The sequence below is a fragment of the Pseudomonas solani genome, assembly GCF_026072635.1.
Taxonomy (GTDB): Bacteria; Pseudomonadota; Gammaproteobacteria; order Pseudomonadales; family Pseudomonadaceae; genus Metapseudomonas; species Metapseudomonas solani.
In genome coordinates this window covers 1,077,236-1,097,946 of the sequence record NZ_AP023081.1, presented here as the reverse complement: position 1 = coordinate 1,097,946, position 20,711 = coordinate 1,077,236, and the positions used below count along the sequence as shown (strand labels likewise).

The following is a 20,711-nucleotide window of genomic DNA, read 5'->3' as shown; positions in this document are numbered from 1 at the left end:
CGAGGAGACGACCATGAAACACTTCAAACTACCCGACCTTGGCGAAGGCCTGCAGGAGGCCGAAATCGTCGAGTGGCACATCAAGGCCGGCGACACCGTGCACGCCGACCAGATCGTGGTCTCGGTGGAAACCGCCAAGGCCCTGGTGGACATCCCCGCCCCCTACGACGGCCTGGTGGCCAAGCTGTTCGGTCGCGAAGGCGACATCCTCCATGTCGGCGAACCGCTGCTGGCCTACGACGGCGAAGACAGCGACGCCGGCACCGTGGTCGGGCGCCTGGAAGGCGGCGATGATGCCCGTGCCGATGCCTTTTTCGTCGGCGCCGCCCCTTCTACCCGCGAGCACCTCGCCCCTCGCGCCACCCCGGCGGTGCGCCAGCTGGCCCAGCGGCTCGGCGTCGAACTGGCCGGCCTGCAGGGCAGCGGTGCCGAAGGCCTGGTGACCCGTGCCGATGTCGAGGCGGCGGCGCAGAGTGCCCGCGACCGTTTCGGCGGCGAACGCCTGCGCGGGGTGCGCCGCAGCATGGCGATCAACATGGCCCGCTCCCACGCCGAAGTGGTGCCGGTAACGATCTACGGCGACGCCGACCTGCACCGCTGGGAGCGGGCGCGTGACCCGCTGATCCGCCTGGGCAAGGCCATCGCCGCCGCCTGCGAGGTGGAGCCCATCCTCAACAGCTGGTTCGATGGCCGCGTGCTCTCCATCCGCCGGCACGACACGCTCGACCTCGGCATCGCCGTCGACACGCCGGACGGGCTCTTCGTCCCGGTGCTGCGGGATGTGGGCGGGCGCAGCGCCGAAGACCTCAAGCAAGGCATGGCGCGGCTGCGCGCCGACGTGCAGGCGCGCTCCATTCCGCCGCAGGAAATGATGGGCGCCACCCTCACCCTGTCCAACTTCGGCACCCTGTTCGGCCGCTACGCCAACCCGGTGGTGGTACCGCCCCAGGTGGCGATCATCGGCGCCGGCGGCATCCGCGACGAAGTGGTGGCCTGGGAGGGCAAGCCCGCGGTGCACCCGATCCTGCCGCTGTCACTGACCTTCGACCACCGCGCCGTCACCGGCGGCGAGGCCGCGCGCTTCCTCAAGGCCCTGGTGGTGGCGCTGGAGCAACCCTGACCCATCGCGCCCCAGGGATGGGGCGCCCGAGCACCGCATGCCCCCGGTTCGGGGCCCGTTCCATCGCCCCCGGCGAAGCGCCGGTCGGGTGTTTGGCGCTGACCCCTCGCAATCGGTGCCGCTGGGCTATAACTCCTGTAGCCCTGAGTCAACACCTCTTCCTCTCGGAGAGACCATGGACGTTCAAGCTTCCTCTGATCAGTTCGACTCTGCTTTTGCCTTTGCTCAGGCCCAGTTGGGCGCCGTCGATCAGGTGATGACCCGGTTGGAGGTCTCCCCTGACGGTCGGATACTGGACGCCAATCCACACTTCTTCCGTATCACGGGGTACGACCTGGCCGACCTCCGCGGTCAGTCCCATCGCATCCTGCTTCCTCCTGACGAGAGCCACGCCCCGGCCTACGAGGCGCTCTGGGAAAACCTGCGCAACGGCCAGGCCTGGGAAGGAGAGCTTCACTACCGCGACAGCCAGGGGCGCGACGTCTGGCTGCGGGGCGGCTGTTGCCCGTTGCGCGATGCCGAGGGTCGCACCCAGCGCATCCTCGAGTACGCCATCGACCTGACCGAGAAGAAGCAGGCCACCGCCAACTTCGAAGGCCAGATCGATGCCCTGAGCCGTGTGATGGGCAAGGTCGAGTTCGCCCTGGACGGCACCATCCTCGACGCCAACCCGCGCTTCCTGGAGACCGTCGGCTACCAGCTGGAGGAGCTGAAGGGCCAGCACCACCGCCTCCTGGTGGACCCGGACTACGCCCAGTCGGCGGACTATCGCGCCTTCTGGGACACCCTGCGGCGCGGCGAATACCTGGCCGGCGAGTTCTGCCGGGTGGCCAAGGATGGCCACGAGGTCTGGATCCAGGGCTCCTACAACCCGGTGCTGGACCTGGACCGCAAGCCCTGCAAGATCGTCAAATTCGCCACTGACATCACCGCCCAGGTCGAGCAGAACCGCCGCCTCAAGCAGGCGATGGAGGAGGCCGAGGAAGCCGCCCGGGTACGCGAGGAGCTGCACCAGTCGCTGCAGGAGATGTCCACTCCGGTCACCCCCATCTGGGACGGCATCCTCTTGCTGCCGCTGGTGGGCATCATCGACTCCATGCGCACCGCCGACGTGATGAACAAGTCGCTGACCAAGATCGCCGAGACCCGCGCCCGGGTCTTCGTGCTGGACATCGCCGGGGTCGCCACGGTGGACACCGGCGTCGCCAACCAGCTGATCAAGATCACCAAGGCCACCCAGTTCATGGGCTGCGAGGCGATCATCTCCGGGGTGTCCCCGGCCATCGCCCGGACCATGGTGGAGCTGGGCGTCTCGGTGGGCGACATCCGCACCACCGCCACCCTGCGCGACGCCTTCGAGATCGCCCTCAAGCGAGTCGGGTCCGCGCTCTAGGAGGCGGTCATGGAGCTGGAAAGCAACGACCTGGGCATCGCCGACGTCGCCGATTGCATCGTCGTCAGCATGCGCCCGGACCTGGGCGACGAGGGCATGCAGCGCTTCATGCAGGTGCTGTCGCAACGCCTGCTCTCGGGGCGCCCACATGCCGTGCTGCTGGATTTCTCTGCGGTCATGCTGCTCGACCATCACGAGTTCAAGGAAGTGCGCAAGGTGGCGGACGTATGCCGCCTGCTTGGCGCGAACTGCCTGCTGGTCGGCCTGAATCCAGGGATCGCTGCCTTCCTCGCACTGGCCGATGCCGACCCCGGCCCGTTGCGCTGCTTCATCGACATGGACGACGCCCTGGCCCACGTGCGCCACTGCAAGGGAGCGGCCTAGGCCATGGCCGGGGAACGGGTCGCCAGGGAGGTCCGGTACCCGTTGCGCCACGACGTGGACCTGCACCTGGCAGTGATGTCGGTGCGCCGGCTGCCCTTCCTGGCCGGCCTGTCCGAGGTGGACCGCGCGATGCTCTCCACCGTGGTATCCGAGCTGGGTAGCAACATCCTCAAGTACGCGGTTAAGGGCGAGGTGACGCTAGCCCTCAACCAGGCCGAGGGGCGTCCCTGCATCGACATCGTCGCCCGTGACCAGGGCCCGGGCATCGCCGATGTGGAGCAGGCCGTGCAGGACCACTACAGCACCTCGGGCACCCTGGGGCTGGGGCTGCCCGGCGTGCGTCGGATGATGTCCGAGCTGTCCATCACCCTGCCGCCGGAGGGCGGCACGCATGTACTGGCGCGCAAGTGGCTGGGGCCGGCCCCGAATACCGCACGCCTCTCCCTGCCGCTGCCGGGGGCGGGGCGGGCGCGCCTGCACCTGGAATGGGCCAGCGAGAACCGCCCCTGCCACCCGGAGCGCGTTTCCGGTGACCTGGCCTTTACGCGGGCAGGGCCGGACGGGGTGTCGCTGGCCCGATACCGAGTTGCAGCAGCGCATGCGCCAGCAGTTCGCCGAGCCTTCCCGTGACGAACTCTTCGCCCTGATGCAGGCCAAGAATCAGGAGCTGGAACAGGCCTATGTCCTGGCGGAAAGCGCCACCCGGGCCAAGAGCGATTTCCTCGCCAACATGAGCCACGAGATCCGCACGCCGATGAACGCCATCCTCGGCATGGCCCACCTCGCCCTGCAGGGCCCTCTCGACCCGCAGCAGTTCGACTACCTCAGCAAGATTCAGCGCTCGGCCCAGCACCTGCTGGGGATCATCAACGACATCCTCGACTTCTCGAAGATCGAGGCCGGCAAGCTGGACCTGGAGCGGATCGAGTTCGACCTCGACCACGTGCTGGAGAACCTCGCCACCCTGGTGGGGGAGAAGGCCGAAGCCAAGGGCATCGAACTGCTGTTCGAAATCGACCACCGGCTGGACACGCTGCTGCTCGGCGATCCGCTGCGCCTGGGCCAGATCCTGATCAACTACGCCAACAACGCGGTCAAGTTCACCGAGCAGGGCGAGATTCTGGTCAAGGTCAGCTGCCTGGAGACCTGGCCGGAGGAGGTCCTGCTGCACGTCTCCGTGCAGGACAGCGGAATCGGCATGAGCCCGGAGCAGCAGCAGCGGCTGTTCCAGTCCTTCCAGCAGGCCGACACCTCCACTACCCGCAAATACGGCGGCACCGGGCTGGGCCTGGCCATCTCGCGCCGCCTGGCGGAACTGATGGGGGCGAGGTAGGCGTGCACAGCGAGCCGGGCCAGGGCAGCACCTTCTGGTTCACCGCGAGGCTGGGCCGGGGGCGGCGCCGCGCCCGCTACCTGCCCAGCCTGGACCTGCGCGGCCGGCGCATGCTGGTGGTTGACGACAGCCCCAGCGCGCGCAACATCCTCGCCACCCTGCTCGCCAGCATGACCTTTGCCGTGGACACGGCCGAATCGGGCCAGCAGGCGTTGCAGATGATCGCCGACGCCGAGCAGGACGGGCGCCCCTACGACGTGGTACTGCTGGACTGGCACATGCCGGGGCTCGATGGCATCGAGACCGGGCGCCGGCTGATCGCGCGCGGCATGACCAGCCGGCCCCGTCGCATCATGGTCACCGGCTACGGCCGCGAACAGGTGCTCCGCGAGGCCGAAGGCGCCGGGTTCGACCGTGTGCTGGTCAAGCCGGTGTGCGCCTCCGTGCTGTTCGACACCCTCATCGGCCTGTTCGGCCAGCAGGTGACCTCACTGCCCCCGCGCACCGCCGCCCCGTCCGTGCCCCAGCGTTTCGACGGCGCGAGGATTCTCCTGGCCGAGGACAACGAGCTGAACCAGCAGGTCGCCAAGGGGCTACTGCGACTGGTCGGCGCCGAGGTCGTGGTAGCCGAGAACGGAGCCATTGCGGTGGAAATGGCCGCCCAGGTGCCCGTCGACCTGATCCTCATGGATATGCAGATGCCGGTGATGGACGGGCTGGTTGCGACCCGTTGCCTGCGCGAGCGTGAGCAGGGCGGGGCGCGCATTCCGATCCTGGCGATGACGGCCAATGCCATGGCCGGTGACCGCGAGCGCTGCCTGGAGGCCGGCATGGACGACCACATCGCCAAGCCCATCGACCCCGAGAAACTCTATGCCGCCCTGCTGCGCTGGCTACCCGCCTTCGCCCTCCAGGCCGAGGCGCCGAATGAGCCGCCGCTCCCGGAACCGGCCTCGCCGGAGCATTGGCTGGAACCGCTGCACGCACTTGGCCTGAGCGCCGAGGCGGCGCTGCAGCGCCTGATGCACAACTGGCAGTGGTACGAGGACCTGCTGCGCAGCTTCGCCCGCCAGGGCAGCCAGCCCATGCAGAACCTGGTCGCCGCCCTGCGGGCTGGCCAGCGGGAGGAGGCGCACCGTCACGCCCACACCCTCAAGGGCATCGCCGCCACCCTGGGGGCCGAATCGCTGCGGGAACTCTCGGCCCGGCTCGAAGGCGCCCTGGCCGGGCAGGATGACCTCGACGGCTTGCTGGCGCTGGCCGAGGAGGGCGCGCAGTTGCAGCAACGTTTGGCCGAGGGCTTGCGAGCGCTCCTGCCGGTGGAGGACGCCGCCCCGTCCGGACAGAAAGCCCCCGACATGCCCGGCCTGCTGGCCCGGCTGATGGCCCTGCTGGCCGATGACGACGCCGATGCCCTGGCCCTGTTCCAGCAGCATCGGCAGCCGCTGGCCGAGGCGCTGGGCGGCGCTGCGCCGCCGATGGCGGAGGCCATGACGCAGTTCCGCTTCACCGATGCCCTGGCACATCTACACGAACTCCGGACCGCACGGCCCGATCTGTTCAATATGGAGTGAGGTCACCCTCGATGCTCAACCTGATGGATCCCGACAGCAAACCTACCCTGCTGGTGGTCGACGACACGCCGGAGAATCTCTCGCTGCTCAGCGCGCTGTTGGGGCCCCACTACCGGGTCAAGGTCGCCATCAATGGCCAGCGGGCCCTGGACATCCTCGCCTCGGGAACGCGGGTGGATCTCATCCTCCTCGACGTGGTGATGCCCCACATGGATGGCTACCAGGTGATGCAGGCGCTGCAGGAGATCCCCCAGGCGCGAGGCGTGCCGGTGATCTTCCTCACCGCCCAGGTGGAGGAGAGCGCCGAGGCCCACGGGTTGGCCCTCGGGGCCGTGGACTACATCCACAAGCCCATCACCCCCGCCATCGTCCTCGCCCGGGTGCGCAACCACCTGGAGCTGAAGACCGCGCGGGACCTGCTCTACAACCAGAACGCCTACCTCGAACAGGAGGTGGAGCGGCGCACCCGGGAGAACGAGCTGATCCAGAACATCACCATCCACTCCCTCGCATCCCTCGCCGAAACCCGCGACAACGAGACCGGCAACCACATCCTGCGCACCCAGCACTACGTGAAGCTGCTGGCGGAGGAGTTGTGCGACCACCCGCGCTTCCAGGACGAACTCACGCCCAAGACCATCGACCTGCTGTTCAAATCCGCCCCCCTGCACGATATCGGCAAGGTCGGCGTGCCGGACCGGATCCTGCTCAAGCCGGGCAAGCTGGAACCCGAGGAATTCGCCCAGATGAAGAACCACCCGATCCTGGGCAAGGAGGCCATCGTCCACGCGGAGGAGGCCCTGGGGGTGGAAGTGGAGTTCCTGCGCCTGGCCAAGGAGATCGCCTGCTACCACCATGAGAAATGGGACGGCAGCGGCTACCCGTCCGGGCTGGCCGGTGACGAGATCCCCCTTTCCGCTCGGCTCATGGCCCTGGCCGACGTATACGACGCGCTCATCAGCAAACGCTGCTACAAGGCCGCCATGCCCCACGACGAAGTGGTGCCGATCATCCTCGCGGGACGTGGCAACCACTTCGATCCGGACATCACCGACGCCTTCGCCCGCATCCACCCCCGGTTCCAGGACATCGCCCGGCGCTTCCACGACGACTAGACCAGGCGCGCCCATGCCGCTCTCACAAAGCGGCATGCCCGTAGCCCGGGGAATACCGAGCGGCACGGGTCTTCCCCGTGGGAGCGAATTCATTCGCGATCAGGCCCGGCGCACGGACCTTCGCGGTTGAAACCGCTCCCACAAAAGCGACCTGCCTAGCCCGGGTGCACCAGGCTCGGCATGTCCTCCAGCGGCACCCAGAGTTCGCCCTGCCAGTTAAGCATCACCACCCGCGTACTCTGCCAGGCCAGCAACACCCGGCGCGGCACTTGGCCGTCATGCTCATGGGCATCGCGCAGGGTGGGGATCACCTCGTGATTGAGCCAGCGCTCCAGCTGCGGATTCTCCGGGTGGCCGAAGCGCACCAGCGCCTTGTACAGGCCGGCCTCGCTGATCACACCCACCGGTTGCTCCAGGCCGCTGGCGCAGGCGAGGAACACTCGCCGTGCATGGTCGCTGCCAAGGCGACGGTGCAGGATCTGCGGATGCTGTATGCCCAGGAGGCGGGCGAAATCCTCTGCGACGAACCAGGGCTGGTTGTCCAGCATCAGCGCGCGCAGCGGGCGGTTGTGGCGGTAGAAGGTGAGGGGGATAAATGCACCGTGCATGGTGAAGCTCCATCTCCGGGTACAGGAGCCGCCACTCTGTTTCGTCAAGGTAAGGGTGGCGGACCACGCGGGGTTGACGAACCGGTGAGATGTAGACCGGCAGACCTGAGGGTCTCCCCGCGCAGTCCGCCATTGAGCGATGTGGAGGTTTGCAGGCACAAAAGGCATACGCCGCCTTCCACATGTGCCAGTGGGCACGATGCGCCATCTCTTCGGGCCGTCAACGCCCGGTCGCGGGATTGACCGCGACCGCCGGAGGATAGGGAGGGGGCCACTCGAACAATCGGACTGCTGGGGAGATCGTCCCGTTTGCATGTCAGAAGATGGCGATGAAAGGAGGCGGAGCGCGTGAGGTTAGCGAACCGGCAAGACGGGAACCGGCAGACCCGAAGGTCTCCTCACGCGACCCGCCATAACGCCAGGCAAATCGACAAGGACAGCACCCTAGGCAGACGACCTTCGATCTGCAATGGGCTTGGGCTCGGCAGCTTCCTCTTGCCCTATCGGCCTCCGCCCCCAATGCTGTCCGCCCCGCAACCGGCAGGACGCCGTGATGACCGAATCCCCCTGGCAAGGCGCACTCTGGCTGGCCCGCGATTTCTGCCTGATCGACGGCGCCAGCGGTGATGCCCGGCCCCACGCCCACTACGCCCACCAGGTGCTGCTGGCGCGCCAGGCACCCCTGCAACTGCTGGTGGAAGGCGAGCCGGTGAGCGGCCAGGCGGTGCTGGTGGAATCCATGCGCGAGCACGCGCTGGCCCTGCCTGGGCAGGCATTGCTGGCCGTATACGCCGAACCTCTGGCCTTCGCTCCGCAGGCCTTGCTGGCGTTGTTGGCCGACGCCGGTACGGATCTGCACGCCCTGGCCGCACGCCTGCTGGCCGCCCCGCGCCCGGCACTGGACGCCCGCCTGCAACGGGCACTGGACGAGGTGGACGAACTGCTGGCCGACAAGGTCAGCGCCCAGGCCCTGGCCAGCCGCGCCTGCCTCTCCCTCAGCCAGTTGGAGCGCCTGTTCGGCGAACAGGTCGGCCTCTCCGTCCGCCGCCTGGTGCTCTGGCGTCGGCTGCGCCTGGCCCTACGCCTGGCCCTCGAAGGCCAACCCCTCACCCAGGCCGCCCACGGCGCTGGCTTCGCCGACGCCGCGCACTTCTCCCGCACCATGCGCACCACCTTCGGCATCCGCGCCGACCTCAACCTCGGCAACCTGCAACTGCGCCTGATCGGCTGAGCGGAAGCACCTGGGGCTGCCAGTGATGGGTTTCGCTGCGCTCTACGCCATCCTACGGGCCGTGCTTGCGAGGTTTCGTTTCACGGCCTCAACGGGAAACGCGGTGCCCGTAGGGTGGCCCACCCTACGACGGAGTTCGCCTCGGCAGGTCGCACCTGTAGGGGCGAATTCATCCGCCCGCTTTTCGGGACGTCGGGACAGACACGTAGGTCGGGTGCAACCCGACGTCTGTGGCGCATGGTTTCGCGGGTTTCACCCGCCCTACGGCGTTTCCGCGTTGTCTGTCATGGGTTGTCTACAGGCGGCCTCCAGGCCGGTTGCGCGGATACGTTCTTCCGAGGCCGCCGAACCGGGGGCGAAGCGCCTGGGGGCTCGGACCATCACCACCAGCGCCGCCAGGTCGTGGCACTCCAGTTCGTGGAGTGGGCGGTTGAAGTAGTGCAGCGCGGCTGCCTCCATTCCGGCGCCTGCAGGAGAGAACGCTTTGGCACTCCACAGGGATGTGATGGATTCACGGTCGTAGCTGATATTCAGCGACAACTGCCACGCCAAATCGCCGAGGTGCCGTTGCAGCGTGGAGCGAGGGCGCTCTCCCTCCATGGATATCAAGCGTGCGAGGTAGCCCGTCAGCCGTACATCCGGCTCATTCATCCAGCTCGGCAGGCTGGGAAGCCGCATATAGCCCTGGGCATCTGCCCAGACGATATCCCTCAACATTCGCAGGTGCGGCGCTGGCCCCTGATAAGGAGCCATTGCCGCATCCAGCCCGGGCTTGGCGGGCAGGAAGCGGGTGGCCACGAAGTACAGGTAGGCGACCACCGGGATGAGTAGCAGTACGAGCAGCAACCGGAGGAGCCAGCGCAGGAGAGCCCTGGCAATTGAGAGGGGCGTATAGGTCCGTGCGTTCATCGTTCATCCCTGCGTGCGGATGCGCATCCTATCGCAGGTTGCATCGCTGCTCTCGCGGTCGCCCTACGAACGCATCAACCCCTGCGGAATCTCCGGAGCGGGGTGTTCGCCCGTGCTTTCACGGAAGGGCTCGGCCAGTTGCGCGAGGTAGGCGTCGGGGTAGTCGGGGCGGCTGCCGATGCCGAGGTCGTCGCCGTGCATGCGGTAGTCGCTGTGGAAGGCGGTGCCCAGCAGGCGGTCCCAGAAGCTGAAGAACAGGGCGAAGTTCACGTCGCCCGCGCGGCCGTATTTCATGTGGTGGAAGCGGTGCACCGGCGCCCAGGCGAACAGGTGGCGCAGGGCGCCGATGCGCATGTCGACGTTGCTGTGCTGGAGCAGCAGTTGCAGGGTGATGGCCAGCGCGAGGAGGGCGGCGACCTGTTCCGGCATGCCCAGCAGCAACAGCGGCAAGGTGCCGGCCAGAGCCTCGCAGCCCAGGTGCAGCGGGTGCTTCATCAGCCCGTTGAAACCGTACATGCGCTTCACGCTGTGGTGCACCGCGTGCAGGCGCCAGAGGAAGCCGATGCGGTGGCTGGCGTAGTGCATCAGGGTGATGCCCAGGTCGGCGGCGAGGATGGCGACCAGCAGTTGCAGCGCCAGGGGCCAGTGGTGGGGCCAGAGCCCGATGTCGGGCAGCAGCGCCGCACTCAACGGGATGACCAGGATGCCCAGGCAGTTGAGCCCTTCATTGACCAGCGCGTGCAGCGAGTCGCGCAGGCGGTCGCCGTGGTTGCGGTTCCAGGCCCGTTCATAGGGCAGCCAGGCTTCGGCGAGAAAGCAGGCGGTGATGGCCGGGAGCAGCACCAGCAGCAACCAGGGCAAGGGCAGGTGCTCGGTCATCCACAGGGCCAGGGCGAGAAAGCCGAGGAGAAAGACCGGGGCATAGAGGCAGGCGAACAGACGGCGCATGGCGAAGCTCCTTCACAAGGGGCTTGCAGCATGCGATCGGGCGGTGGCCAGGGGCTTGAACAAACGGCGCAAGGTGTCGGCGCGGGCTTTTGCCCGGCATAAAAAAAGCCCGCTGGGGCAGCGGGCTCGGTGCAGGACGGGCATGCCTGCAATGAGGGGTGTTCGGGTCACTCGTCGGCGGGAGGGGCATCCAGTTCGGCGAGGGCATCGGGTTGGTTCTTGAAGGCGCGGGCGAAGATGTCGCGGTTGCGGGCCATGTAGATGCCCAGCTCTTCGACCTGCTGCTCGCTCAGCGAGGGCACGGCCTTGTTCAGAACGGTGGCCAGGGATTCGGCCAGTTCGAGCATCTTGTCGTAACGGTCGGCTTCGGCTTTATCCATGAACAAGCGCTCCGGGTCGCGGCTGCTGCGGTACACCACTTCGACGGCCATTCATCACCTCTCACCTTTGAAATCGGTCTGTAAGATACTGGATGTGCGTACAGTATATGGGTCGGATTTCTCCGTCAACAGCTCTCATTCATAGGCCATGCCAGCGCCGCTGTCCTGCTCCTCGTCGCCCCTGCGACAACCTGTCCCGTGGCGTTAGGCCGCACCCGCGCATCTCATGGGGCCGGGACCGCTGGCCTCCATCCTGCAAGGTCTGATCGTCATCCCGGTGATTCACCATCGCCACCAAGACGTACCGAGGAGCTGGATCGTGAAAATCAAATGGGCTGAAGAGTTGCGCGGCAACGTGCATGGGCTGGCCGAGTCGCTGGGCAACCTGCTGGTGGAGAGCTTCCACTACCTGGCGCTGTTCGCCATCGGGGGGATTACCGCCTGGGCGGCGGTGGTGGCATTCCTGGGGATGGTGGAGAAGGGGCACATCACGGTCGATGACATCCTGCTGCTGTTCATCTACCTGGAGCTGGGGGCGATGGTGGGAATCTACTTCAAGACCAACCACATGCCGGTGCGCTTCCTGATCTACGTGGCGATCACCGCGCTGACGCGCCTGCTGATCTCCGACGTTTCGCACCATAACCGCCCCGACGAGAGCATCGTGTATGTCTGCGGTGCGATCCTGCTGCTGGCGCTGTCGATCCTGGTGGTGCGCTTCGCCTCGTCACGCTTCCCCTCGGAAGCCAGCGACAGCGTCAACCCGCGGCGCCGCCTGCAGGTCACGCGCGGCGAAGAAGAGGCCTGAGCCCGAGCGCCCGCCAGGGCGCTCAGATGCCGACGGCGAGGGGGCCGGTGACCCGCCCGGGCTGGCGGTTGGCGATGGGCGGAATGCTTTTGCCGCTGGTCATCGCGCTGAGCATTTCGCCGACGTTATGCCCTTTTTCGATCGCGATCCCGAAACGGATGCTCTCGATCACCCGCTCCAGGCGCTTCTGGTCGTTGCGCTGCGCGGGGCTGATCATGCGCCGCGCCACCACGCCGCTTTCGTCCGTGAGGGTGAGCATGATGTTGCCGTCCAGGCGCTCCAGGCTGAGGTTGACCCGGTAATCGGCCTGGAAGGCATCGGTCAGAATCTGAAAGGGGTTGTACATGGCGAGCTACCTGAGTTGTTGACGCATGGAGCGATTGACTGGGTGTGGCTCTGCAAAGTTCGATCCGTGTTGACGAACGGAAAGCCGGGCACCTGACCAGCGTCGTGAATGGCCAACTCCGGGTCGTACGCCTGCCGTTGCGTGTATCCCGCCTTCCCCCATTGCCATTGCCGAATCCAGGCGCCTCCGTACGTGATCGACGAAGAATCTGCGGCAATCCTGCAGAAAGGAATTGCATTTCCTTAACAGGTGAAAATAATTCTCAGGTAGTTCTGCAGGCTCTCCGGTCTCGCCCGGCCTCCAGGCCTGCCCAGCCTCCGACAACCGGCGCCACCTCCAACCGGTTGACCACTGATGAAAGGAACGACGTGAGCAAAGCCAACCCCTCCGCGCCCTGGGCCGTCGCCTCGCGCGTGCTGGCGGCGATCCTCGGCGGATATGCGGTGGCCTACGCGGCCACCGCCTTCCTCGCCGTCTATCTGCCGCTGATCCGTGCCGACCGGGTCACCTTCGCCAGCCTGGGCTGTTTCGCCGTGTACGCGGTGGCCATCCTCTACGCCTTCGGTGCCCGCTCGGCCCTGCGTGCCTGGCTGGTGCTCGGCGGCCTGACCCTGGTGCTGGCGCTCGCCGCCTTCGTCCCGGAAGGCTATGGGGTGCGCCCATGAGCCTGCGTCAATCCATGGCCGGCCTGCACACCTGGGGCGGGCTGCTGCCGTCCTGGCTGCTCTTCGTCATCCTCTTCGCCGGCAGCGTCGCCTGCTTCGACAAGGAGCTGGAACGCTGGATGCGCCCGACCCTGCACGAGGGGGGCGAGCACGCGCTATCCATCGACCAGGTGCGTGACTGGCTGCTGGCCAAGGCGCCCGATGCCCACGCCCTGTGGATGCGTCCGCCGAGCGAGCGCGAGCCCTTCTGGTGGGCCGGCTACGAGCCGGCGGACGAGAGCGAGTTCCGGCGCTTCGCCCTCGACCCGGCCACGGGCGAGGTGCTGCCGGAAACCCTCGGCGGCAGCTTCTGGTTCGTCCTCCACTACAACCTTCACGCCGGGATGGCCGGCCTCTACATCGTCGGCCTCGCCGGCATGTTCATGCTGGTGGCGCTGATCAGCGGCATCATCATCCACCGGCGCTTCTTCAAGGACTTCTTCACCCTGCGGCCCAAGGCCAACGGCCAGCGCGCCTGGCTCGACGCCCACAACCTGTTCGGCGTGCTGGGGCTGCCGTTCCACCTGCTGATCGCCTATACCGGGCTGGCGATCTTCGTCATCTACTACATGCCCGCCGGCATGCAGGTGGCCTACAAAGGCGACACCACCACCTTCTTCAACGAGGTGATCGGCCAGTACAGCCGCGAGGACGTGAAGCGCCCGGCACCGCCGCCGGTGTCCCTCGACGGCCTGGTGCTGGACGCCAAGCAGCGTTGGGGCGGTGGCGAGCCGGGCTGGATCAGCATCCACCACCCAGGCGACGAGGCGGCGGTGGTGGACATCCGCCGCTATGAGCGCAGCCGCGTGGTGGACTTCCTCTGGACCCTCTCCTACGACGCCGGCAGCGGCGAGCTGCTGCACGAGCAGAAACCCTACCTGGCCGGCTACCAGAGCTTCGTCTGGCTGAGCAACCTGCACATGGCCCAGTTCGGCGGGCAGATCGTCCGCGCCCTGTACCTGCTGCTGGGCCTGATGGGCTGCACCATGGTGGTGGGTGGCCTGCAGGTGTGGCTGACCAAGCGCGAGGCGCGCGGCAGCCGGGGCATCGGCCTGGTGCGTGCACTGAATGGCGCGGTGATCGGCGGTCTGCCCATCGCCAGCCTGGCGCTGCTCTGTTGCAACCGCCTGCTCCCCGCGGACCTGGCCGCTCGCGCCAGCGCGGAGGCCTATGTCTTCGTCGGCGCCTGGTTGCTGGTGGCGCTCTGGGCGGTGCTGCGGCGCAACAGCGGCCAGGTGGCGCGCGACCTGCTCGCCGTCTTCGCCCTGCTGGCCCTCGGCTTGCCGCTGCTCAATGCCTTCACTGGTGGCCAGGCCAGCCTGCTGGCCAGCGCCGCCCGTGGCGACTGGGCGCTGGCGGGCATCGACCTGAGCCTGCTCGGCTGCGGCCTGCTCTGCGCAGCGCTGGCCTGGCGCCGCTCGCAACCCCGTGCCGTGCCCGCCCCGCGCGTGCGCCGCCAACTGGCAGAGGAAGGCGCCTGATGCTGCTGCTCGGATTCGCGTTCTGCTACCTGGCCATGACGGCGCTGAGCCTGGCCATGTCCCGCCACCACAAGGTGCTGTTCCAGGGCCCGCTGCCCGAGGCGCGGGTGCGCCTGCTGCGTGTCGTCGCAGTGTTCGCCTTCGCCATCGGCCTGGCCCTGGCGGTGAGTGACCAGGGTGGCGAGATCGGCACCATCCTCTGGCTCTGCCAGGTAATGCTCGCCGCTCTGCTGCTGGTGGCCCTGCTGGCCTGGCAAAGCCGCTGGGTGCTGCCCCTGGTGGCACTGCTGCCGCTGGGCGGTGGGGTGATGGCGCTGCTCTGATGGCCTGACGCTGGCGGGCCTGCGGCCCGCTGGGCACCAACCTACATACAGCCCGTAGGATGGGTAGAGCGCAGCGAAACCCATGCTGTTTTGAAAGCCGGCTAAGTGCCGGCTTTTTCGCGAATGAATTCGCCCACGAAGTGTGGCCAACCTACACGTGTAGCCCGGGCTTCAGCCCGGGGTCTGCAAGGGGCATCAGAACTCGACGCTGTAGCTCAGGCTGTAGGTGCGGCCACGGCCGTGGTAGTCGAACAGGTCGGCGGTGGCGGCGGTGCCGTAGAACACCTGGGCGCGCTGGCCCCAGACGGTGGTGTAGTCCTTGTCCAGCAGGTTCTGGATGCCGACGTTGAGGGTGCCCACCGGCAGGACCTGGCTGCCCAGCAGATCGAAGGTGGTGTAGCCATCGATCTTGTGGTCGTTGCCGTCGAAGTTGCCGTTGGCCAGGACGTTGCCGTCGTCGCTGAGGTTGAAGCTGCGCACGGCCTGCAGGCGCAGGCTGGTTTCGCCGTTCTGCCAGCTGGCGAAGGCGGTGAGCTTGGACGGGCTGGCGGCGGTGACGTCCTGTTTCTGCCAGCGCTTGGCGATCTTCTGCTGGGAACGGATGGCCAGGGCGCTGGCGCCGATCTGCCAGTTGTCGTTCAGCCAGTAGTTGGCCTGGCCTTCGAGGCCGTAGTTGCGCTTCTTGTTGTCCAGCTGCTCCACCAGCAGGGTGGTGCGGTTGTAGGTGATGCTCTTGTCCGACCAGGCATAGAAGGCCGCCAGCTGGGCATCCAGGCCGTCGGCGTAGTGGCGCCAGCCGAGCTCGATCTGCTTGGTCTTGATGCCGTCCAGGGCGGAGTCCTTGACGTTGACGTGGCGGCCCAGGGTCCAGTGGTTGCCCACCAGGGTGTAGCTGCCCTGGCCGTAGTACTTGGCCGGGTCGGGCAGCTCGAAGCCCTCGGAGTAGTTGGCCCACACCTGCTGCGCCTTGCTCAGCTTGTAGACGGCGCCGGCGTTGTACAGGTCCACCTGGTAGTCCTTGGATCCGCCCGGCACGGCGTCGGCGCTGGTGCCGTTGCCTTTGCTGATCTGCACCTGCTGGGCGGCGGCGACGAAAGAGCCCACGTCGTTGCCGATGCGCTGGTGGCGGATGCCGGCGGACAGGGTCAGGTCGTCGGTGGCCTTCCAGCTGGTCTGGGCGAACAGTGATTTGCTGTCGGTGTCGATGCCTGGGTAGCGGCCGATGCGCGCGTACTCATCGGCCACCAGCCCGCCGGTGGCGGCGGCGGTGGTCAGGTTGAACATGGCCTGGTCGGAGTCGAAGCTCTCCCACTCGAAGTCGGCGCCGTAGGTCAGGCTGACGCGATCCCATTCCTTCACCAGCACGGACTTGAGGCCGAAGTAATCGGTGTCCTGCTGCGAGGCGGAGTAGTAGGAGCGCGCGGTATCGATGGCGCCGCCACTGCCGAAGGCGACGCTTGGGTACGGCTGGAAGGCCATCTCCTCGCTGCGGTAGTAGGCCTGCAGGTAGAAGTCGTGGCCGAGCACTTCGGGCACGTGCCAGGTGGCATTGAACTGCTGGCGCTCGGTGTGCGGTTCGCGGTCGAAGCTGGCGCCGCCTTCCACCTCGAAAGGCACCTGGCCGCGCAGGCCCTGGAAGTTGCGCCCCAGGTTCACGCCCTTGTCGCCGTCGTAGCCGGAGTCGTACCACTGCATACCGAGGTTGAGGCTCTGGCCGTTGGCGAAGGCGAAGTCCAGGCTGCCCATCACGTCCACCGCCTGGTTGTACTGCAGGTCGGTCTGGGTGATGTCGAGCATCACCTGGTCGCCGTTGCCGTCGTAGGCGGCGCCGTTCTTCTGGTAGGCCACCGAGAGACGGCCCTTGACCTGCTCGCTGCCGCCGCTCACCGACTGGGCCACGCGCCAGTCGTGGTCCTGGTGGGTTTCGAAGCCGGTGCGCACGCCGACCTCGCTGTTGAAGCGCACATCACCCGCCTCGGCGCGCTTGGTGACGATGTTGATGATGCCGCCGGTGGCGCCGCCGCCGTACACGGCACTGGCACCGGAGAGCACTTCGATGCGTTCGATGTTGAACGGGTCGATGGAGTCGAACTGGCGGCTGATGCCCCGGGAGCTGTTCAGCGACACGCCGTCGATCATCACCAGGGCGCTGCGGCCGCGCATGTTCTGGCCGTAGTTGGTGCGCCCCTGGGGGCCGATGTCCATGCCCGGGATGAGTTGGCCGAGGGCTTCCTTGAAGGGCACGCCGGCCTTGGTCTGCTCCTGCAACTGGTGGCTGTCGATCACCCACACGGTGCCTGGCAGCTCGCTGATGCTCACCGGTGCACGGGAGCCGATCACCACCTGGCGGTCGATCTCCAGGGCCGCGCCTTCGGTGGCCATGTGCAGGCTGAAGCCGCCTTCACCGGCCTCGGCGCGCAGGCCGCTGCCGGCGAGCAGGCGGTCGAGCCCTTCTGCCACGGCGAACTCGCCCTTGAGGCCCTGGGTGCTGCGGCCCTGGGTCAGCTCCGGGCTGAAGGACAGCAGCACGCCGGCTTCGCGGCCGAAGCGGTTGAGCGCGGGCTCCAGGCCGCCGGCCGGGATGTCGAAGGCCTGGCGGCGCTCGGCGCCGATCACCAGGTCCTGGGCGCTGGCAATGGCGGGCAGCCCGGCGGCGGCCAGGCTCAGGCCCAGCAGCAGCGGTTGCATGGCGCGGGCCAGGGGCGTGCGGGCGAAGCGGCGAAGGGTGGGGTCGGCGGTCATGGCGGCACTCGTTCGGGAGAGGGAAAGGGGTTTTGCCTTCCCTGTCACGCGAGGCCGGGAAAAAGGTTCAGGTCGGTGAAAAAAATTTTCGCGGTGCCGGTGCGCGGCTCAGGACGCGGCCCTGGGGTGCACGCTGATCCAGTAGCGGGTGACGCTGCGCACCTCCACGGGCAGGGTGCGCGGCAGCATCGCGAGGATGCTGTCGGTGTGGTCCAGCGGGTAGGTGCCGGAGAGGCGCAGGTCGGCGATGGCCGGGTCGCAGCCGATGCGCCCGTGGCGGTAGCGGCCCAGTTCGGCGAGGAAGTCGCCCAAGCGCATGGCGCTGGCCACCAGCATGCCGTTGATCCAGGCCACGCTGTTCTCGTCCGCCACCTGGGCCGCACCGCTGCCACGGGCGTCGAGGTTGAGGCGCTGGCCGGGTTGCAGCGCCAGGCGCTGGCCATGGCTGAACACCTGGGCCTCGCCGGTGAACAGGCTGACCTGGCTGCGGCTCTCCTGCAGGCGCACGGCGAGGCGGCCGCCGTGGAGCAGGATCAGCCCCTGGGGCGTTTCCACCCGCAGTGGCCGCGCCTCGTCCACGGCCTCCACCAGCATTTCGCCCTGGCGCAGGTGGAGCAGGCGCTGGCGGGCGTCGAAGCGGATATCCAGCGCGCTGTCGGTGTTCAGTGACAGGGTCGAGCCATCGGCCAGGGCCAGGTTGCGGCGCTCGCCCACGGCGGTGCTCTGGTCGGCGCGCAGGGCCAGCAGCGGGTCGCTTTCGCGTACCGCCAGGGCACCGCCACCGGCGATCACCAGCAGGGTGAGCAGCTTCAGCGCATCACGCCGGCTGCGCGAGGAGGGTGCGTCCAGGGCGGCGAGGGCGCTGGGGGTGTTCAGCCCGCGCAGGCCCTGGTTGACCGATTCGATGCGCTGCCAGGCGCGCTCGTGCTCCGGGTCGGCGGCGCGCCAGCGTTGCCAGGCGTCCTGGCGCTGGCGCGAAGGTGTGCCGCCTTGCAGCTCCACCAGCCACTGCACCGCCTGGGCGGCGATGGCGGGGGCGATGCGTTGTTCGCCGGGCTTGCGCAGGGCCATCAGAGGCACTCCGCGAAGTAGCAGCGCTCAGCGGCCTTGGCCATGTAGCGCTTGACGCTGGAAAGGGAGAGGCCGAGCTGCTCGGCGATCTCGTTGTAGGTGCAGCCGTCCACCTGGGCCAGCAGGAAGACCTTTTTCGCCAGAGGGGCCAGGCCGTCGAGCAGGCGGTCCAGCTCCATCAGGGTTTCCAGGATGATGGCGCGGGTTTCCTCGCTGGGCACTTCCTCTTCCGGCAGCGCGGCGAGGGCCTGCAGGTAGGCGCGCTCGATGTCCTGGCGGCGGTAGTGGTTGGCCAGCACGCGCTTGGCGATGGTGGTGAGGAAGGCGCGCGGTTCGAGAATGCGGTGCGCCTCGCGCCCCAGCAGCACCTTGAGGAAGGTGTCCTGGGCCAGGTCGGCGGCGCTCTGCGGGCAGCCGAGCTTGCGCTGCAGCCAATTCCGGAGCCAGCCGTTGTGGTCGCTGTAGAGCTTGTGCAACGCCTGCTCGGGGGCGGCCTGGCTGCTGGTCAAGGAAGGCTCCGGGAGGGGATTGGGGTTGGATCAAATAGGAATGCTTCGCATTCTATTTGTGCCGTGGCCGTTGCGCAATGCGGCCGTGCACCCCACTTGATCGGTGGGTGGAACCCGGGAAGCGAGGCGCGGGTCAATCGATCACAACAACGTGATCCAGGAGAACCACCATGCTCAGTCCCGCCACCACCCGCCGACTCGCCGCCGTGCTGGTCGCTAGCCAACTCACCTTCTTCGCCCAGGTACCGCTGGCCCAGGCCGCCATGATCGGCACGCCCCAGGCGCTGCAGGAACAGCAGCAACAGGTCGACCGCGCCCAGCTGCGCGGCATGCTGGATAACCAGGACGTGCAGAAGAAGCTGCAGGAGTACGGCGTGCCCCGTGAGCAGGTGGAGGCGCGTATCAACAGCCTCACCCCCGCCGAGCTGGCGCAGTTCAACCAGCAGCTGCAGCAGGAGCCCGCCGGTGCCGGCATCGTCGGCATCATCGTGCTGTTCCTGGTGATCTTCATCATCACCGACATGCTCTGCGCCACGGACATCTTCAGCTTCATCAAATGCATCCGTTGATGCGCCTGCTGCGGCCGGGGCTCCTCGCCCTGGCCGTGCTTCTCACCGGTTGCGCCAGCGGCCCGCTGCTGCCGCCGCAGAGCGAGCGGCTGCCCGAGCGCATCGAGCTGGTGGACGTGCCCTTCTACCCGCAGGAGGACTACCAGTGCGGCCCGGCGGCGCTGGCCACGGTGCTGGTGCACCGCGGCGTGGCGACCTCGCCCGAGGCGCTGGTGCCCAAGGTCTACCTGCCCGAGCGGCGCGGCAGCCTCAAGCTGGAACTGGTGGCGGCGGCGCGACAGAGCGGCATGCTGGTCTACCCGCTGCAGCCGAGCCTGGATGCCCTGCTGGCCCAGGTGGCGGCGGGCAACCCGGTGCTGGTGATGCAGAACCTCGGCCTCGACTGGTACCCGCAATGGCACTTCGCGGTGGTGGTCGGCTACGACCGCGCCAAGGACGAGCTGGTGCTGCGCTCGGCCACCACGCGGCGCTGGGTTACCGACCTGCGCAGCTTCGATCGCACCTGGGCCCGCGCCGAGCGCTGGGCGGTGGTTACCCTGCCCCCCGAACAACTGCCGGCCGAGCCGCGCCTGGAAGCCTGGATGCAAGGCGCCAGCGACCTGGAGCAGACCGGCCAGCACGAGCGCGCCGAACGCGCCTACCTGACCGCTTCCGGCCACTGGTACCGCGAGCCGCTGCCGCTGTTCGCCCTGGCCAACGCGCGCTACATCGAAGGCGACCGCGACGGCGCGGAGAAGGCCCTGCGCGAAAGCATCGCCCGCAAGCCGGACTACGCCCTGGGCTGGTTCAACCTCTCCGAGCTGCTGGCCGAACGCGGCTGTCCGAACCAGGCCGGGCAGGCCCGCGCCTGCGCCCGCCAGTTGGCCCCGGACGACACGCGCATGGCCGCACCCCTCGGTGACGCAGCCAAGGCCGGCGGCCGGTGTGAAGCCCTGCCGGCGTGCGGGGGGCAATGATTTCCCTTTAGGAGCGAATTCATTGGCTCTGTCTGCGTTAAGTGTTGCTAGAGGATTTGAGTCCAGCTGATTGCCGAGCTCTGGTGATGTTTCTGGTTTCGCCCCCCCGGGCGAGTCCCTTTTTTCAATCGTCGGGATGCCGAACCACAAAAAAGGAACCAAAAACGCTTGCCCCATCATCCGGCCCCGGCTTCGCCGGGGTTCCTT

Annotated in this window: 22 protein-coding genes; 14 read left to right on the top strand and 8 right to left on the bottom strand. The window is 67.6% G+C overall.

Going from position 1 to position 20,711, the window contains the following annotated elements:
- The first annotated feature begins 13 nt into the window (after positions 1 to 13).
- From PSm6_RS05145 to PSm6_RS05115, 7 genes are all read left to right on the top strand, one after another.
- Entirely contained in the window at positions 14 to 1,120 is a 1,107-nt protein-coding gene (locus tag PSm6_RS05145) for a dihydrolipoamide acetyltransferase family protein (protein ID WP_265169699.1), read from the top strand.
- A 175-nt stretch (positions 1,121 to 1,295) separates the two neighbouring features.
- The gene (locus PSm6_RS05140) at positions 1,296 to 2,513 is read left to right on the top strand and encodes a PAS domain-containing protein (RefSeq protein WP_265169698.1); all 1,218 of its coding nucleotides are present in this window, start codon (positions 1,296 to 1,298) and stop codon (positions 2,511 to 2,513) included.
- 9 nt (positions 2,514 to 2,522) lie between these two features.
- The gene (locus PSm6_RS05135) at positions 2,523 to 2,897 is read left to right on the top strand and encodes an STAS domain-containing protein (RefSeq protein ID WP_265169697.1); all 375 of its coding nucleotides are present in this window, start codon (positions 2,523 to 2,525) and stop codon (positions 2,895 to 2,897) included.
- Positions 2,898 to 2,939: 42 nt separating this feature from the next.
- Positions 2,940 to 3,527 (top strand): anti-sigma regulatory factor, encoded by a 588-nt coding sequence (locus tag PSm6_RS05130; protein ID WP_265169696.1) that lies wholly within the window; start codon positions 2,940 to 2,942, stop codon positions 3,525 to 3,527.
- Positions 3,496 to 4,230, top strand: coding sequence for a histidine kinase dimerization/phospho-acceptor domain-containing protein (locus PSm6_RS05125; RefSeq protein ID WP_265169695.1), 735 nt, complete (start codon positions 3,496 to 3,498; stop codon positions 4,228 to 4,230). Before PSm6_RS05130 ends, PSm6_RS05125 begins: the two co-directional genes overlap by 32 nt.
- Positions 4,231 to 4,232: 2 nt before the next feature.
- Positions 4,233 to 5,804: a response regulator gene (locus tag PSm6_RS05120; protein WP_265169694.1), complete on the top strand. Its 1,572-nt coding sequence runs from the start codon at positions 4,233 to 4,235 to the stop codon at positions 5,802 to 5,804.
- Between the two features lie 11 nt (positions 5,805 to 5,815).
- A complete protein-coding gene (locus PSm6_RS05115) occupies positions 5,816 to 6,919 on the top strand; it encodes a response regulator (RefSeq protein WP_021222031.1) in 1,104 nt (367 codons plus the stop codon).
- A gap of 155 nt (positions 6,920 to 7,074) precedes the next feature.
- Here the strand turns inward: PSm6_RS05115 and PSm6_RS05110 are convergent, their stop codons facing one another.
- Entirely contained in the window at positions 7,075 to 7,527 is a 453-nt protein-coding gene (locus tag PSm6_RS05110) for a BRO-N domain-containing protein (protein WP_265169693.1), read from the bottom strand.
- Between the two features lie 553 nt (positions 7,528 to 8,080).
- On the opposite strand from PSm6_RS05110, the gene PSm6_RS05105 reads away from it, so the two are divergent.
- Positions 8,081 to 8,758: an AraC family transcriptional regulator gene (locus tag PSm6_RS05105; protein ID WP_265169692.1), complete on the top strand. Its 678-nt coding sequence runs from the start codon at positions 8,081 to 8,083 to the stop codon at positions 8,756 to 8,758.
- A gap of 261 nt (positions 8,759 to 9,019) precedes the next feature.
- On the opposite strand, the gene PSm6_RS05100 is transcribed toward PSm6_RS05105, so the two are convergent.
- The 3 genes from PSm6_RS05100 to PSm6_RS05090 all read right to left on the bottom strand — a co-directional run bounded on the left by PSm6_RS05100 (position 9,020) and on the right by PSm6_RS05090 (position 11,046).
- Complete coding sequence (locus tag PSm6_RS05100; protein WP_021222034.1) at positions 9,020 to 9,667, bottom strand: transglycosylase domain-containing protein; 648 nt, start codon at positions 9,665 to 9,667, stop codon at positions 9,020 to 9,022.
- 63 nt (positions 9,668 to 9,730) lie between these two features.
- Positions 9,731 to 10,615: a sterol desaturase family protein gene (locus PSm6_RS05095; protein ID WP_021222035.1), complete on the bottom strand. Its 885-nt coding sequence runs from the start codon at positions 10,613 to 10,615 to the stop codon at positions 9,731 to 9,733.
- Positions 10,616 to 10,782: 167 nt separating this feature from the next.
- Complete coding sequence (locus PSm6_RS05090; protein ID WP_021222036.1) at positions 10,783 to 11,046, bottom strand: YebG family protein; 264 nt, start codon at positions 11,044 to 11,046, stop codon at positions 10,783 to 10,785.
- 268 nt (positions 11,047 to 11,314) lie between these two features.
- On the opposite strand from PSm6_RS05090, the gene PSm6_RS05085 reads away from it, so the two are divergent.
- On the top strand, positions 11,315 to 11,803 hold the full coding sequence (locus PSm6_RS05085) for a phosphate-starvation-inducible protein PsiE (RefSeq protein ID WP_021222037.1): 489 nt from the start codon (positions 11,315 to 11,317) through the stop codon (positions 11,801 to 11,803).
- A gap of 22 nt (positions 11,804 to 11,825) precedes the next feature.
- On the opposite strand, the gene PSm6_RS05080 is transcribed toward PSm6_RS05085, so the two are convergent.
- Positions 11,826 to 12,149, bottom strand: a complete 324-nt coding sequence (locus tag PSm6_RS05080; RefSeq protein WP_021222038.1) for a DUF3509 domain-containing protein — start codon at positions 12,147 to 12,149, stop codon at positions 11,826 to 11,828.
- Between the two features lie 368 nt (positions 12,150 to 12,517).
- On the opposite strand from PSm6_RS05080, the gene PSm6_RS05075 reads away from it, so the two are divergent.
- Genes PSm6_RS05075 through PSm6_RS05065 form a run of 3 tightly spaced genes read left to right on the top strand, consistent with a single transcriptional unit; the run spans position 12,518 to position 14,657 of the window.
- Positions 12,518 to 12,814 carry a DUF3649 domain-containing protein gene (locus PSm6_RS05075; RefSeq protein WP_021222039.1) on the top strand — a complete coding sequence of 99 codons (297 nt, stop codon included), beginning with the start codon at positions 12,518 to 12,520 and terminating at the stop codon, positions 12,812 to 12,814.
- Complete coding sequence (locus PSm6_RS05070) at positions 12,811 to 14,334, top strand: PepSY-associated TM helix domain-containing protein (protein WP_265169691.1); 1,524 nt, start codon at positions 12,811 to 12,813, stop codon at positions 14,332 to 14,334. Before PSm6_RS05075 ends, PSm6_RS05070 begins: the two co-directional genes overlap by 4 nt.
- Entirely contained in the window at positions 14,334 to 14,657 is a 324-nt protein-coding gene (locus PSm6_RS05065) for a DUF3325 domain-containing protein (RefSeq protein ID WP_021222041.1), read from the top strand. Before PSm6_RS05070 ends, PSm6_RS05065 begins: the two co-directional genes overlap by 1 nt.
- A 195-nt stretch (positions 14,658 to 14,852) precedes the next feature.
- On the opposite strand, the gene PSm6_RS05060 is transcribed toward PSm6_RS05065, so the two are convergent.
- The 3 genes from PSm6_RS05060 to PSm6_RS05050 all read right to left on the bottom strand — a co-directional run bounded on the left by PSm6_RS05060 (position 14,853) and on the right by PSm6_RS05050 (position 18,979).
- The gene (locus PSm6_RS05060; protein WP_043240275.1) at positions 14,853 to 17,039 is read right to left on the bottom strand and encodes a TonB-dependent receptor; all 2,187 of its coding nucleotides are present in this window, start codon (positions 17,037 to 17,039) and stop codon (positions 14,853 to 14,855) included.
- A gap of 468 nt (positions 17,040 to 17,507) precedes the next feature.
- A complete protein-coding gene (locus PSm6_RS05055; protein ID WP_021222043.1) occupies positions 17,508 to 18,470 on the bottom strand; it encodes a FecR domain-containing protein in 963 nt (320 codons plus the stop codon).
- Positions 18,470 to 18,979, bottom strand: coding sequence for a sigma-70 family RNA polymerase sigma factor (locus PSm6_RS05050; protein WP_021222044.1), 510 nt, complete (start codon positions 18,977 to 18,979; stop codon positions 18,470 to 18,472). The genes PSm6_RS05055 and PSm6_RS05050 overlap by 1 nt, the downstream gene beginning before the upstream one ends.
- Before the next feature lie 170 nt (positions 18,980 to 19,149).
- Between PSm6_RS05050 and PSm6_RS05045 the strand changes: the two genes are divergently transcribed.
- Together PSm6_RS05045 and PSm6_RS05040 are read left to right on the top strand one after the other, a co-directional pair.
- Positions 19,150 to 19,548, top strand: a complete 399-nt coding sequence (locus PSm6_RS05045) for a PA2779 family protein (protein ID WP_021222045.1) — start codon at positions 19,150 to 19,152, stop codon at positions 19,546 to 19,548.
- Complete coding sequence (locus PSm6_RS05040; protein WP_021222046.1) at positions 19,548 to 20,504, top strand: PA2778 family cysteine peptidase; 957 nt, start codon at positions 19,548 to 19,550, stop codon at positions 20,502 to 20,504. Before PSm6_RS05045 ends, PSm6_RS05040 begins: the two co-directional genes overlap by 1 nt.
- Positions 20,505 to 20,711 lie beyond the last annotated feature (207 nt).

Bases quoted from the DNA above. Each gene is read 5' to 3' on its own strand.
- PSm6_RS05145 (WP_265169699.1), top strand. From the start codon at position 14: ATGAAACACTTCAAACTACCCGACCTTGGCGAAGGCCTGCAGGAGGCC.
- PSm6_RS05140 (WP_265169698.1), top strand. From the start codon at position 1,296: ATGGACGTTCAAGCTTCCTCTGATCAGTTCGACTCTGCTTTTGCCTTT.
- PSm6_RS05135 (WP_265169697.1), top strand. From the start codon at position 2,523: ATGGAGCTGGAAAGCAACGACCTGGGCATCGCCGACGTCGCCGATTGC.
- PSm6_RS05125 (WP_265169695.1), top strand. From the start codon at position 3,496: ATGCGCCAGCAGTTCGCCGAGCCTTCCCGTGACGAACTCTTCGCCCTG.
- PSm6_RS05115 (WP_021222031.1), top strand. From the start codon at position 5,816: ATGCTCAACCTGATGGATCCCGACAGCAAACCTACCCTGCTGGTGGTC.
- PSm6_RS05110 (WP_265169693.1), bottom strand. From the start codon at position 7,527: ATGCACGGTGCATTTATCCCCCTCACCTTCTACCGCCACAACCGCCCG.
- PSm6_RS05105 (WP_265169692.1), top strand. From the start codon at position 8,081: ATGACCGAATCCCCCTGGCAAGGCGCACTCTGGCTGGCCCGCGATTTC.
- PSm6_RS05100 (WP_021222034.1), bottom strand. From the start codon at position 9,667: ATGAACGCACGGACCTATACGCCCCTCTCAATTGCCAGGGCTCTCCTG.
- PSm6_RS05095 (WP_021222035.1), bottom strand. From the start codon at position 10,615: ATGCGCCGTCTGTTCGCCTGCCTCTATGCCCCGGTCTTTCTCCTCGGC.
- PSm6_RS05090 (WP_021222036.1), bottom strand. From the start codon at position 11,046: ATGGCCGTCGAAGTGGTGTACCGCAGCAGCCGCGACCCGGAGCGCTTG.
- PSm6_RS05080 (WP_021222038.1), bottom strand. From the start codon at position 12,149: ATGTACAACCCCTTTCAGATTCTGACCGATGCCTTCCAGGCCGATTAC.
- PSm6_RS05070 (WP_265169691.1), top strand. From the start codon at position 12,811: ATGAGCCTGCGTCAATCCATGGCCGGCCTGCACACCTGGGGCGGGCTG.
- PSm6_RS05065 (WP_021222041.1), top strand. From the start codon at position 14,334: ATGCTGCTGCTCGGATTCGCGTTCTGCTACCTGGCCATGACGGCGCTG.
- PSm6_RS05060 (WP_043240275.1), bottom strand. From the start codon at position 17,039: ATGGCCACCGAAGGCGCGGCCCTGGAGATCGACCGCCAGGTGGTGATC.
- PSm6_RS05055 (WP_021222043.1), bottom strand. From the start codon at position 18,470: ATGGCCCTGCGCAAGCCCGGCGAACAACGCATCGCCCCCGCCATCGCC.
- PSm6_RS05045 (WP_021222045.1), top strand. From the start codon at position 19,150: ATGCTCAGTCCCGCCACCACCCGCCGACTCGCCGCCGTGCTGGTCGCT.
- PSm6_RS05040 (WP_021222046.1), top strand. From the start codon at position 19,548: ATGCGCCTGCTGCGGCCGGGGCTCCTCGCCCTGGCCGTGCTTCTCACC.